This is a genomic window from Streptomyces sp. NPDC048416 (assembly GCF_043200435.1).
Classification (GTDB): domain Bacteria; phylum Actinomycetota; class Actinomycetes; order Streptomycetales; family Streptomycetaceae; genus Streptomyces.
Map to the genome: position 1 here is coordinate 385244 of NZ_JBICXU010000002.1, position 12567 is coordinate 397810.

Consider the following 12567-nt stretch of genomic DNA (forward strand, 5'->3'; position numbering starts at 1 on the left):
ACATCATGCAGAGCCCGCTTTTCAGCTACACCGAGCAGCAGTCCCAGGAGCGCTACACGGCGCAGAACCCGCAGCTGCTGCGCGCCGTGCTCACCGGCCACGACGACCTCGTGGCCCGCAAGGGGTCGATGGTCGCCTACCAGGGGCTCCTGGAGTTCGACGGCGAGTACCAGTCGAGCGGCCGGCAGAACGCCCGCGCCCGCACCGGCGAAGGGCTCGACCTGATGCGCGTCTCGGGGCAGGGCACGGTCTACCTGGCCAACCTGGCCCAGCACGTGCACGTCGTGGACGTCGACCGGGACGGACTGACCGTCGACAGCGGTTACGTCCTCGCGATGGACTCCTCGCTGCACCACGAAGTCATCGCCGTGGACAGCCAGTACGGCGTCTCGGGGACCGGCAAGTACCAGCTCAACATCACCGGCACCGGCCAGGTCGTCCTGATGACGTCGGGCCAACCGCTGGTGCTCCAGGTCACACCCGACAAGTACGTCAACGCGGACGCGGACGCGATCGTGGCCTGGTCGACGTCGCTGCGCGTCCAGATGCAGGCCCAGACGCACTCCACCGGCGTCTGGCGGCGCCGCGGCAACACCGGTGAGGGATGGGAGCTGAGCTTCCTCGGCCAGGGCTTCGCCCTCGTCCAGCCGAGCGAGGTGCTGCCACCGCAGAACGCGGTGATCGGCCAGGGCCTGCGGGCCCAGTACGGCATGGGCCAGCAGGGCGCCCACGCGCAGAACCAGGGCAACGCCTGGAGCTAGGGGGTGTCTGGTGGATCATGGCCGGGGGTGCCGCCCCACGGCGGGGCCAAGGCGCGGTAAGGGGCGCTCGCCATGGCGAACGCCCCTTACCTGTACGGCGGTTGAGCCGCGCCGGGGTGCCGGACACTGCCCCGTCCGGACACTGACGCCTCCGGCTACAGCCGCGCGCGGCTCGCTTCCAGCAGGTTGACCACCGAGGTGTCGGCCACCCCGGCCACCTCGTCGTAGCCGAACCAGCGCAGGTCCAGCGATTCGTCGCTGATCGCCTCGACGGCGCCGGCCGGGGCCAGCGCCGCATACTGCACGTCCAGGTGCCAGTGGCAGGGCGCCGGAATCGGATGCCGGTCGAGCCGGACCGGGCCGCCGGGAAGCAGGGTGAGACCGGCGACACCGGACTCCTCCTCGGCCTCGCGCAGCGCGGCGGCCGCCACCGTGGCATCGCCCGGTTCGCAGTGGCCGCCCATCTGGAGCCACATGTTCAGCTTCTTGTGGAGGGTGAGCAGGACACGGCCCCGCTCCGGGTCGATGACGAGCGCGCTCGCCGTGAGGTGACCCGCCTCGCAGGCCTTCCACATGCCGTCGGGGTGCGCCGACAGATGGTCCAGGTAGGTCTGGCGCAGCTCGGGCTGGTCCTCGTACGCCTTCAGCACGAGGACCGCGTCGTCATGCAGGCTCACGTGCCGGACTCGCCCTCTGCGCCGCTCTCGTCGCCCTTGTCGTCCTTCGGCTCGTTCTTCGGCTCGTTCTTCGGATCGCCCTTGTCCTCGTCCTTCGCCGCGCCCTTGTCCTCGCGCTTCTTCAGGGAGGGCCCGTTCTGCTCGGCGGCCTCGCCCAGCATCTTGTCCAGCTCCGAGAAGTCGAGGTGCTCGCGGTGCACGAAACCGTCCGGGTCGTCCAGGTCGGTCGCGGTCGGCAGCATGTCCGGGTGCTCCCACAGGTCGTCCCGGCCGTCCACACCGCGCGCGTCGGTGAGCGAGGCCCACAGGCGCGAGGCGTCGCGCAGCCGGCGCGGCCGCAGCTCAAGGCCGATCAGGGTGGCGAAGGTCTGCTCGGCGGGGCCACCGGTCGCCCGGCGCCTGCGCAGCATCTCGCGCAGCGCGTCGGCCGAGGTGAGGCGCGGCTTGGCGGCCGCGTGGACCACCGCGTCGACCCAGCCCTCCACCAGCGCGAGCGCCGTCTCCAGGCGGGCCAGGGCGGCCTTCTGCTGCGGGGTGTCCTCGGGCTGGAACAGACCCTGCTGCAGCGCCTCCTGAAGCTGCTCGGGGTTGGACACGTCGAGCCCGCCCACGGCGTCCTCCAGCTTCGCCGTGTCGACCGTGATGCCGCGCGCATAGCCCTCGACCGCACCGAACAGATGCGAGCGCAGCCACGGCACATGGGCGAAGAGCCGCTGGTGAGCGGCCTCGCGCAGCGCCAGGTAGAGCCGGATCTCGTCCTCGGGGACGCCCAGGTCCTTGCCGAAGGCCTTGATGTTCAGCGGAAGCAGCGCGGCCTTGCCCGCCGGGCCCAGCGGCAGCCCGATGTCGGTGGAGCCGACGACCTCGCCCGCGAGCACACCGATGGCCTGCCCGATCTGCTGGCCGAACATGGCGCCGCCCATGGAGCGCATCATGCCGATCAGCGGGCCCGCCATGGCCTGCATCTCCTCGGGCAGCACGCCGCCCATGGCCGCGCCCACGCGCTCGGCGACGGGATCGACCAGTTCCTTCCAGGCCGGCTGGGTCGCCTCGACCCACTCCGCGCGGCTCCACGCCACGGCGGTGGTGGATCCCGAGGGCAGCGACGTCGCGTCGTCCAGCCACAGGTCGGCCAGGCGCACGGCCTCCTGGACCGCGGCGCGCTCGGCGGGGCCGACGCTCGCGTCCTTCGTGCCGTCCGCCGTGCCCTGGGCGACCGTCTGGCGGGCGATCTGCTTGGCCATGTCCCAGTTCACGGGACCGCCCTCGTAGCTGAGCATCTGCCCGAGCTGCTGGAAGGCGGCGCCCAAATCGTTCGGGTTCATCGAACCGAACATCGCGGCGAACGGATTGTCCGCGCCGCCCGGGCCGCCGAAGCCGAGGGGATTGCCGCCCTGGCCACCGGCACCCTGACCGCCTCCGGCAGGGTCCTTCTTCTTGCCGTCGCCGTTGTCCGGCTCCTCCGGCGGAAGGCCGAATCCGAATGGGGTGTCACTCACGGGTTTCCTCGGCTCGTTAGGCCGCCGGCTCCTGCCGGCGGCGGCTGGCCCACAACACCACCAGCGTAGACATCCGAGCGGGATGGGGGCTCGGTGCTCCGCCGCCTCGCGGCCTGCGGCAGGATGGACGCCACCTGGTACGTACGCGTCATTAACGTACGTACTGAAGACAACCGCTGGAGACGCCCGGTGAGTTCCCCAGATCCGCAGGTTCGCGCAGCGCGAAACCTCTCAACCTCGACATCGCGCGGTCCCGTCGTCGCCGTGACCGGTGCGGCGTCCGGGATCGGCGCGCTCCTGACCGCCAGGCTCGCCGCGTCCGAGGAGGTCAAGCAGGTCGTCGCCATCGACGAGCGCCGTGGCGATACCTCGGAAGCCACCTGGCACATCCTGGACGTACGGGACCCGGCGATCGCGGAGAAACTGCGGGGCGCCGACGTCGTGGTGCACCTGGCGCTCGACCTCGACCTGGAGACGGACGCGGCGGCGCGCACCGCGTACAACGTGCGCGGCACCCAGACCGTCCTGACCGCGGCGGCCGCCGCAGGGGTGCACCGGGTGGTTTTGTGCACCTCCGCGATGGTCTACGGGGCGCTGCCCGACAACGACATCCCGCTCTCCGAGGACGCCGAGCTGCGGGCCACGGCCGAGGCGACGGGCGTCGGCGACCTCCTGGAGATCGAGCGCCTGGGACGGCGGGCCCCGCGCGCCCATCCCGGCCTGAACGTGACGGTGGTCAGGCCCGCCGTCCTGGTGGGCGGCACCGACACCGCGCTGACCCGCTACTTCGAGTCGCCGCGCCTCCTGGTCGTCGCCGGTTCCCGGCCCACCTGGCAGTTCTGCCACGTCGAGGACCTGTGCAGCGCCTTGGAGTACGCGGCTCTGGAGAAGGCCGACGGCGAGTTCGCGGTCGGTTGCGACGGCTGGCTTGAACAGGAGGAGGTCGAGGAGCTGAGCGGGATCCGCCGCATGGAGCTGCCCTCCGCGGTGGCGCTCGGCGCGGCGGCGAGGCTGCACCGGATCGGGCTCACCCCCTCGCCCGCCGGCGATCTCGCGTACACGATGCACCCGTGGGTGGTCAGCGTCGGACGGCTGCACGACGCCGGCTGGCGGCCGCAGTGGACCAACGAGGAAGTCCTCGCCGAGCTCCTGGAGGAGGTCGCGGGCCGGCACACCGTGGCGGGACGCAGGCTCGGCCGCAAGGACGCCACCGCCGCCGGGGCCGCGGGTGCGACCGTCGCGCTGCTCGGCGCCGCCGCCGTGGTGCGCAGGGCCCGCAAACGCCGGGGGCTGTAGGACGCGCCGCCGCTGAGCTCCCAGGACGCCCGCCACGAGCTGTAGGACCCTCCTACGGACGATCGCGGCACCCGGGTGAAAGAGCTATTTCGGGATGTCGGTGGGGTGCGGCACGATGGAACCATGGCACGCACGTACCCCGAGCACCCCGGCGAGCAGCCGGCGCAGGACCCCATCCGGCTCCTCGCGATCCGTGACACCCCGCTGTCCGTGGACGAGGTCTTCGCCGCCGCGGGCGACTCGGCGGCGGGCGGCACCACGCTCTTCGTCGGCACCGTGCGCAATCACGACGGCGGCGCGGACGTCGACAGGCTGGGGTACTCCTGTCACCCGTCCGCGGAGGCGGAGATGCGCCGGATCGCCGAGAAGGTGATCGCGGAGTACCCGGTCCGCGCGCTGGCGGCCGTCCACCGTGTGGGCGAACTTGAGGTCGGCGACATCGCGGTGGTCGTGGCGGTGTCCTGCCCGCATCGCGGAGAGGCCTTCGAGGCCTGCCGCCAACTGATCGACGCCCTCAAGCACGAGGTCCCGATCTGGAAACACCAGCAGTTCTCGGACGGCACAGAAGAGTGGGTGGGCGCGTAGCGCCTCGTTGGGGGGCGGTGGTCGGGCGACGGGTGGGAGGGTGGGCGCGTAGCGCCTCTGTGGGGGGTGGTGGTCGGGTGGGCGCGTAGCGCCTCGTTGAGGGGTGGTGGCGTAGCGCCTCCTTGGAGGGGTCCCGCATCTGAAACCCCGTCGGGTGTCACGCGCCCCGATTTGCGTAACCGCTCCCGGGGCACCAGCGTTGAACCGCGGACGACTGGTCTGCTGATCCGTCAGTCGCGGCTCATCGGGGACGGAGGTCGAAATGGCTGCACTTGTCTGGTTGCTGATACCGCTCTTCGCCGCTTTCGGTGCGGCGATATGGGCGCGCTGGATAGCCCGCAACCGCACGATCGGCGACGTGTCCGAACTCGCCGGCTACAGCCGGTTCCGTGAAGCGATGGAGAAATCGCACTCCGGAACCGACGCCGCCTGAGAGCCCGCCGCTCGACCCGGCCCGGCCCCGCGGCATCCGGCCACGGCACATGATCCGGCGCCCGGCCGGCGCACACGCCCTCGCCCCCGGCACCCCGTACGCCGCCGACCCGGCCCGCACCACCCGCACCCCGCACCGCCGTTCGCTCGTACGCCGTCCGCGACGGACCCCGTACGGACCGGCCCCAGGGGTGGGCGCACAGACCGGTCCCGTACTGTCGTTCCATGCCACGCCGCACCGCGACGATGCTCGCCTCCACCCTCGTGCTGATCGCGCTGCTCTGCGCCGGGGTACTCATCAAAGTGCCGTACGCCGAGATGTCCCCCGGGCCCACCGTGAACACGCTCGGAGACTCCGGCGGCGAGCCGGTGCTGCAGATCACCGGCCGCAAGACGTACCAGACGACCGGGCACCTCAACATGACGACCGTCCGGGTCACCGGTGCGGACTACCGCATGAACCTGGTCGAGGCGGTCTACGGCTGGCTTGCGCACGACAACGTGGTCGTTCCGCACGACACGCTCTACCCGGACGGCAAGACCGACGAGCAGTCCAACCAGGAGAACGCCGAGGAGTTCAGCCAGTCCCAGGAGAGCGCCAAGGTGGCGGCCCTGAACGAGCTGAACATCCCCGTGAAGAGCTGGGTGATCGTCTCCTCGGTGGTCAAGGGCACTCCGGCCGAGGGCAAGTTGCACGCCGGTGACGCCATTCAGGCCGTCGACGGCACGCAGGTCACCAAGCCGGCCGACGTCGCGACGCTCGTCACCAAGCACAAGCCCGGCCAGAACGTGGTCTTCACGATCGTCTCCGCCAAGGAGGCCGACGCCGCCAAGAAGAAGGGCAAGCAGCCCGAAGGCGGCGAGAAGGTCACCCTCACCACGGAGAAGGCGCCGGACGGCGACCGGGCGATCGTCGGGATCCAGGCCGGCACCGACCACGCGTTCCCGTTCACCGTCGACATCAAGCTCGCCGACGTCGGCGGACCCAGCGCGGGCCTCATGTTCTCGCTCGGCATCGTCGACAAGCTGACCCCGGAGGACCTGACCGGCGGGAAGTTCGTCGCGGGCACCGGCACGATCGACGACGCCGGGAAGGTCGGCCCGATCGGCGGCATCGAGATGAAGCTCATCGGCGCGCGGAAGGCCGGCGCCCGTTACTTCCTGACGCCCAAGGACAACTGTGCCGCCGCTGCGGCCGACATCCCCTCGGGCCTGACCCTGGTGAAGGTCGACACCATCCACGACGCCCGCCAGGCGCTGGACAAGATCCGCACGGGGGACAAGGCCGGTCTGCCGAGCTGCTCGGCCAAGTAAGCCGGGCCGCCCCTTCTCCGCGGGCCCCCCGCCTGCGGAGCTGAGGCCGCGCCCCGGTACGGCCGAGACGGGCCGTACGGCGCAGGCGGCCCCCCGTACGCCCGTACGCCCGTACGGCGAAGACGCCCCTCGGTACGCCGGTACGCCGCAGGCGCCCCCCGCACGTACGTCAGGCGAAGGTCGCGGCCAGCGCCTCGGCGAGGCCCGGCACCAGGTCGGGGCCGGTCAGGACCTCCGTGGCCGCGTCCTTCTCGCGCAGCCGGATGGCGGACTCGCGGGCGCCGCCGCGCAGCACCGCCACCGTCATCCGCACCTCCTGGCGGTCGGGGTGGGTGGCCACCCACTTGGCGAGCTCCTTGTCGCTGAGCCCTTCGGGCACGGAGGTCTCGGCGGACGGCGGCAGCATCAGGCGCTCGACCGTGAGCGCGCAGCCGGCCACCGAGTCGGGCCAGGCGATGGTGCCGAGGAACTTGTCCAGCGGCTTGTTCCGAGGGATCTCCTCCTGCTCGATCGGGGTCAGCCCGGAGACCGGGGCGTCGTCGGCGGGGGAGACCAGGTTCGGCGCCTGGGCACGGAGCTTCGCGGTGTCGACCAGCGCGAAGAGACGGGCCGGCTTGTCCCAGCCCAGACCGGATGCGTACTCGTCGATTTCGAGCACCGCGCGGGTGAGCGGGCTCGCGGCCATCGGGGGGCCTGAGGGGGAAACGTTGGACATGGACAACATCCTGCCCTCTTTCACCCCCCGATCGGGAACTGAGTAAAGCCTCAGTAAGTTGCATGAGTGGGCTCTACGATCGCGGGGCCCGCCCATACGACAGCGAACTTCGAGGTGCGCACGTTGGCTTTCCAGATGCCGGACCGCGGCTCAGGCCCGTCCGGGCCACGGATCAGAGTCGGCCGGCCGTCCCGCCGGGTCCGGACCCTGCTCATGACACTGGGCATTCTGGCCGTGCTTGCCATGGCCTTCGTCATGTTCGCGGGGTTCTGGACCGACTGGCTCTGGTACCGCTCGGTCCACTACTCGTCGGTGTTCACCACCCAGCTGTGGACGAAGATCGGGCTGTTCTTCGTCTTCGGGCTGCTGATGGCCGTGGCCGTCGGCCTGAACATCTGGCTGGCGCACCGGCTGCGGCCGCCGCTCAGCGCGATGTCCCTCGAACAGCAGAGCCTCGACCGCTACCGGATGGGCATCGCCCCGTACAAGAAGTGGATGCTGCTCGGGGTCGCCGCGATCATCGGGCTCATCGCCGGTGCCTCCGCGTCCGGTCAGTGGCGCACCTGGCTGATGTGGGTCAACGGGGTGCCGTTCGGTCAGAAGGACCCCCAGTTCAAGCTGGACGTGTCGTTCTACGCCTTCGACCTGCCCTGGTACCGCTTCATGCTCGGCTTCGGTTTCGCCGCCGCCGTCCTGTCGCTCATCGCGGCCGCCCTGACGCACTATCTGTACGGCGGCCTGCGCATCACCAGCCCCGGCGCGCGCGCCACGGGGGCGGCCACCGGGCACCTCTCGGTGCTGCTGGGCGTCTTCGTGCTCCTGAAGGCCGTGGCGTACTGGCTGGACAGGTACGGGCTCGCGGTCAAGTCCAGTGACTTCAAGGCCACCAACAACTGGACGGGCCTTCGCTACGTCGACGCCAACGCCTATCTCCCGGCGAAGACCATCCTGTTCTGCATCGCGGTCATCTGCGCGGTGCTGTTCTTCGCGACCCTGTGGCGCCGGACGTGGCAGCTGCCCGTCATCGGCTTCGGCCTGATGGTGCTCTCGGCGATCCTGATCGGCGGGCTCTACCCGGCGATCGTGCAGAAGTTCCAGGTCCAGCCCAACGAGCAGGCCAAGGAAGCGCCGTACATCCAGAAGAACATCGATGCCACCCGCAAGGCGTACGGCATCGACAACGCGGATGTGACGCCCTACAAGGGCACGACGGACACCAAGGACAACGCCAAGCTCCGCTCGGACGCCGACTCGGCGGCCAGCTACCGCCTCATCGACCCCAATGTCGTCTCACCCGCGTTCCAGCAGCTCCAGCAGGAGCGCAAGTACTACCAGTTCCCCTCGACCCTGGACGTGGACCGCTACAACGACAAGGACGGCAAGGAGCAGGACACCGTCATCGGTCTGCGTGAGCTCGACCTCAAGGGCATCGACAAGCGCAACTGGATCAACGACCACTTCACCTACACCCACGGCTACGGCGCGATCGCGGCCAAGGGCACCAGCGTGGACGTCAACGGCGCGCCCGACTTCACCGAGTCCGGGCTCCCCACCAGCGGCCAGCTCCCCTCGGACTACCAGCAGCGCATCTACTACGGCGAGAAGACCGACCAGTACTCGATCGTGGGCGGGCCCCAGAAGGAGCTCGACTACGAGAGCGAGGGCAAGGGCCAGGTCACCACGAACTTCGAGGGCAAGGGCGGCGTGAGCCTGTCCAACCCCTTCAACCGGGCCGCGTACGCCGTCACCTTCAACGAGCCGCAGATCCTGTACTCGGGTGCCATCGGCAAGGGATCCAAGATCCTCTACAACCGCACCCCGAAGGAGCGCGTCGAAGCGGTCGCTCCCTGGCTGACGATTGACGGCGACGCCTATCCGGCGGTCGTGGGCAAGCACATCCAGTGGGTCGTCGACGCGTACACGACGACCAACGGCTACCCCTACGCCTCACGCACCACGCTCGGCGAGACCACTACGGACTCGCTGACCGACAACCAGCGCGCGGTGGTGGCCCAGCAGAACCAGGTCAACTACATCCGCAACTCGGTGAAGGCGACCGTCGACGCGTACGACGGCACGGTCACGCTGTACCAGTGGGACGACAAGGACCCGGTCCTCAAGACCTGGATGAAGGCGTTCCCGGGCACGGTGAAGGCGAAGTCCGCGATCCCCGAGGACCTGCGCGCCCACCTGCGCTACCCGCAGGACATGTTCAAGGTCCAGCGCGAGCTCCTGACCCGCTACCACGTCACCAACCCCGCGCAGTTCTACAGCGGCAGTGACGCCTGGCAGGTCCCGGACGACCCGACCAACAAGGATGGCAGCGCGGTCCCGCCGTACTACCTGTCGATGAAGGTGCCGGGCGCCGAGTCCGAGGGCAAGAAGTTCTCCCTGACCACGACGTTCACACCCAACGGCCGGCCCAACCTGGGCGGATTCATGGCGGTCGACGCCGATGCCGCGAGCCCGGACTACGGCAAGATCAGACTGCTCCGCGTCACCGACAACGTGCAGGGCCCGCAACAGGTGCAGAGCAAGCTGAACGGCCTGCCCGAAGTCGCCGAGTTCGTACGGAACCTGAGAGGCACCGACTCCGAGATCGACTACGGCAACCTGCTGACGGTGCCGCTGGGCGGAGGCTTCCTCTACATCGAGCCGGTGTACGCACGCGGTGGCAGCGCCAACTATCCGCTCCTGAAGAAGGTCGGCGTCTCCTACGGAGACACGACCGTCTTCAGGAACACACTGGCGGACGCGCTGAGCGCGGCCTTCGGAGCCGACGGGGCGACGCCGCCGTCCACGACGAACCCGCCGTCCACCACCACGCCGCCCACCACCCCGCCGAGTTCCGGCAACGCCACCGTGGACCAGGCCATCAAGGACGCCCAGAAGGCGTACGACGACGGCCAGCAGGCGCTCGCCAAGGGCGACTGGAAGGCGTACGGCGACAGCCAGAAGGCGCTCCAGGACGCCCTTCAGAAGGCGGCCGACGCGGAGGCGAAGGCGGCCAAGCCCGCGAGCTGACCCGGCCGGACCGGAGCTGACCTGGGGGAACCTGGCCGGCTCCGGTCCTGGGGCCACCCCGCACCGTGGTAGCGTTGGGTTTACCGACGCGGGGTGGAGCAGCTCGGTAGCTCGCTGGGCTCATAACCCAGAGGTCGCAGGTTCAAATCCTGTCCCCGCTACTCACTGACGAGGGCCCGGATCCTTTCAAGGATCCGGGCCCTCGTCGCGTTCGGGCCCTGTGCCATCGAAGAGAACCGACCGCCGGTGGCTGGAACCCTATGGCGTGAAATCTGGTCTTGTCGGGGGGAGTTGGGGTACACGGGGTTTGGTGTGTCTCTCTGTGGGCATGTCGACAAAACGCTGAAGTGACCTCACTGGCTGCGGTATACCAGGTGTACGCGGGTTGCGGGTGGTGCGACGATGGTATTTATGGGGGACAGGGCAACTCTGTTGGAAACAGGGCGGTTTGTGCAGACACGCTCCGATGAGGACGCTGACACCGCCGACGCCGAAACCGAGGCGCGGCACCGGTGTGCTGCCGACGGCGGCGACGCCGAGTCCATGAGCGTCCTCGGCTCCCTGCTGCTGCGCCGCGGCGACCTCGACAGCGCCGAGCCCTACCTGCGCGGAGCCACCGCCGAGGGCGACCGGGCCGCCGCCAACAACCTGGGTGTCCTGCTCCACCAGCGCGGCTACGCGGACGAGGCGGCCGGATGGTGGCGCATCGCCGCCGTCGCCGGCTCCGCCGCCGCAGCGCACGCGCTGGGCCGCCACTACCGCGAGCGCGGCGACGAACCCGCCGCCGAGTACTGGCTGCGCCAGTCCGCCGAGCAGGGCCACGCGCTCGGCGCCTACGCGCTCGCCGACCTCCTGGAGCACCGCAGCGACGTCGGCGCCGAGCGCTGGCTCCGGGCCGCCGCTGAGCAGGGCCACCGGGAGGCCGCCTACCGGCTGGCCCGTCTCATCGACCGGCGCGCCGAGGGGGAGGCCGGCGGCGAGGGGCCCGGTGACATCGCTGTCGCGCCGACGGCGGAGGGTGAAGGGGTCTTCGACGAGGCTGAGCCGTGGTACCGGCAGGCCGCCGCGCGAGGGCACCGCCGGGCCGCGCTGCACCTCGGCGCGATCCTGGAGAAGCGCGGCGAGCTCAGGGAGGCGGGCCGCTGGTACCTGACGTCCGCCAAGGACGGCGAGGCCAAGGCCGCCTGCGCGCTCGGCTTCCTGCTGCGTGACGCGGGTGACGAGGAGAGCGCCGCCGTGTGGTGGCTGCGCGCCGCCCAGGACGGCGACGGCAACGCCGCCAACGCGCTCGGCGCGCTGCACGCCGCGCGCGGCGAACAGCAGACCGCCGAGCGCTGGTACCGGGAGGCGATGAACGCCGGGGACGTGAACGGGGCGTACAACCTCGGGCTGCTCTGCGCCGCCCAGAACCGCACCGCGCAGGCCGAGCAGTGGTACCGCAGGGCCGCCTACAGCGGGCACCGCGAGGCGGCCAACGCGCTTGCCATCCTGCTGCTCCAGGCCGGCGACCCGACCGGCGCCGAGCCCTGGTTCTCCAAGGCCGCCGAGGCCGGCAGCGTGGACGCCGCCTTCAACCTCGGCATCCTCTTCGCCGGACGCGACGACGACCGTACGGCCCTGAAGTGGTACGAGCGGGCCGCGGCCGCCGGGCACACCGACGCCGCCCTCCAGGTCGGCATCGCGCTGCTGCGGGACGGCGAGGAGCAGGCCGCCGAGCGTCATCTGCGGTGCGCGGCGGGCGGCGGCAGCGCCGAGGCCGCCTTCCGGCTCGCCACCCTTCTCGACGCGCGCCAGCCGCCGCCCGGCCCGCCCGCGCTGGGCGAGCCGATGGCCGAGAAGACCGAGTGCGAGGAGTGGTACGAGCGGGCCGCGCAGCAGGGACACCGTCGCGCCCAGGTCCGGGTCGGCATGCTGGCGGCGGACCGGGGCGACCTGAAGGCGGCCGCACGCTGGTACGGGGAGGCAGCCGAGGCGGGCAGCCGCAACGGTGCCTTCAACCTCGGGCTGCTGCTGGCCCGCGAGGGCCGCGAGCGCGAGGCGGCCCTGTGGTGGACCCGCGCCGCCCACGCGGGACACGGCCGGGCCGCCCTGCGCCTCGCGCTGCTCGCCGCCCGGCACGGCGAGCTGAGCGAGGGGCAGCGCTGGTGCGCGCGGGCGGTCGAGCTGGGTCCCGCGGAGGTCGCGGAGCGCGCGGCACGCCTGCGCGAGGCGCTGCACCAGGAGCTCACGGCGTAGTGGGGGCCGGGCCTGCGGATGGCCCGGGG

Annotated in this window: 10 protein-coding genes and 1 tRNA gene; 8 read left to right on the top strand and 3 right to left on the bottom strand. The window is 70.9% G+C overall.

Going from position 1 to position 12567, the window contains the following annotated elements; translation table 11 throughout:
• Window positions 1–5: 5 nt before the first annotated feature.
• Window positions 6–761, top strand: a complete 756-nt coding sequence (locus ACGFW5_RS04510) for an AIM24 family protein (RefSeq protein ID WP_393832671.1) — start codon at window positions 6–8, stop codon at window positions 759–761.
• Window positions 762–916: 155 nt separating this feature from the next.
• On the opposite strand, the gene ACGFW5_RS04515 is transcribed toward ACGFW5_RS04510, so the two are convergent.
• Window positions 917–1438 (bottom strand): NUDIX hydrolase, encoded by a 522-nt coding sequence (locus ACGFW5_RS04515; RefSeq protein ID WP_393832672.1) that lies wholly within the window; start codon window positions 1436–1438, stop codon window positions 917–919.
• Window positions 1435–2937 carry a zinc-dependent metalloprotease gene (locus ACGFW5_RS04520; RefSeq protein ID WP_393832673.1) on the bottom strand — a complete coding sequence of 501 codons (1503 nt, stop codon included), beginning with the start codon at window positions 2935–2937 and terminating at the stop codon, window positions 1435–1437. Before ACGFW5_RS04520 ends, ACGFW5_RS04515 begins: the two co-directional genes overlap by 4 nt.
• Before the next feature lie 189 nt (window positions 2938–3126).
• On the opposite strand from ACGFW5_RS04520, the gene ACGFW5_RS04525 reads away from it, so the two are divergent.
• The 4 genes from ACGFW5_RS04525 to ACGFW5_RS04540 all read left to right on the top strand — a co-directional run bounded on the left by ACGFW5_RS04525 (window position 3127) and on the right by ACGFW5_RS04540 (window position 6564).
• Window positions 3127–4233 carry an SDR family oxidoreductase gene (locus tag ACGFW5_RS04525; protein WP_393832674.1) on the top strand — a complete coding sequence of 369 codons (1107 nt, stop codon included), beginning with the start codon at window positions 3127–3129 and terminating at the stop codon, window positions 4231–4233.
• Window positions 4234–4356: 123 nt separating this feature from the next.
• A complete protein-coding gene (locus tag ACGFW5_RS04530; protein ID WP_393832675.1) occupies window positions 4357–4818 on the top strand; it encodes a molybdenum cofactor biosynthesis protein MoaE in 462 nt (153 codons plus the stop codon).
• Between the two features lie 262 nt (window positions 4819–5080).
• A complete protein-coding gene (locus tag ACGFW5_RS04535) occupies window positions 5081–5251 on the top strand; it encodes a hypothetical protein (RefSeq protein WP_393832676.1) in 171 nt (56 codons plus the stop codon).
• 224 nt (window positions 5252–5475) lie between these two features.
• A complete protein-coding gene (locus tag ACGFW5_RS04540) occupies window positions 5476–6564 on the top strand; it encodes a PDZ domain-containing protein (RefSeq protein ID WP_393832677.1) in 1089 nt (362 codons plus the stop codon).
• 169 nt (window positions 6565–6733) lie between these two features.
• On the opposite strand, the gene ACGFW5_RS04545 is transcribed toward ACGFW5_RS04540, so the two are convergent.
• Entirely contained in the window at window positions 6734–7279 is a 546-nt protein-coding gene (locus ACGFW5_RS04545) for a PPA1309 family protein (RefSeq protein ID WP_393832678.1), read from the bottom strand.
• A 135-nt stretch (window positions 7280–7414) separates the two neighbouring features.
• Between ACGFW5_RS04545 and ACGFW5_RS04550 the strand changes: the two genes are divergently transcribed.
• The 3 genes from ACGFW5_RS04550 to ACGFW5_RS04560 all read left to right on the top strand — a co-directional run bounded on the left by ACGFW5_RS04550 (window position 7415) and on the right by ACGFW5_RS04560 (window position 12538).
• A complete protein-coding gene (locus ACGFW5_RS04550; RefSeq protein WP_393832735.1) occupies window positions 7415–10303 on the top strand; it encodes a UPF0182 family protein in 2889 nt (962 codons plus the stop codon).
• Between the two features lie 87 nt (window positions 10304–10390).
• A tRNA-Met gene (locus tag ACGFW5_RS04555) sits at window positions 10391–10464 on the top strand.
• Window positions 10465–10705: 241 nt separating this feature from the next.
• Window positions 10706–12538 carry a sel1 repeat family protein gene (locus ACGFW5_RS04560; RefSeq protein ID WP_393832679.1) on the top strand — a complete coding sequence of 611 codons (1833 nt, stop codon included), beginning with the start codon at window positions 10706–10708 and terminating at the stop codon, window positions 12536–12538.
• Window positions 12539–12567: the final 29 nt, after the last annotated feature.

Coding starts and splice junctions, on each gene's coding strand:
- ACGFW5_RS04545 (WP_393832678.1), bottom strand. CDS start 7,279: ATGTCCAACGTTTCCCCCTCAGGCCCCCCGATGGCCGCGAGCCCGCTC.
- ACGFW5_RS04540 (WP_393832677.1), top strand. CDS start 5,476: ATGCCACGCCGCACCGCGACGATGCTCGCCTCCACCCTCGTGCTGATC.
- ACGFW5_RS04510 (WP_393832671.1), top strand. CDS start 6: ATGCAGAGCCCGCTTTTCAGCTACACCGAGCAGCAGTCCCAGGAGCGC.
- ACGFW5_RS04530 (WP_393832675.1), top strand. CDS start 4,357: ATGGCACGCACGTACCCCGAGCACCCCGGCGAGCAGCCGGCGCAGGAC.
- ACGFW5_RS04550 (WP_393832735.1), top strand. CDS start 7,415: ATGCCGGACCGCGGCTCAGGCCCGTCCGGGCCACGGATCAGAGTCGGC.
- ACGFW5_RS04560 (WP_393832679.1), top strand. CDS start 10,706: ATGGTATTTATGGGGGACAGGGCAACTCTGTTGGAAACAGGGCGGTTT.
- ACGFW5_RS04535 (WP_393832676.1), top strand. CDS start 5,081: ATGGCTGCACTTGTCTGGTTGCTGATACCGCTCTTCGCCGCTTTCGGT.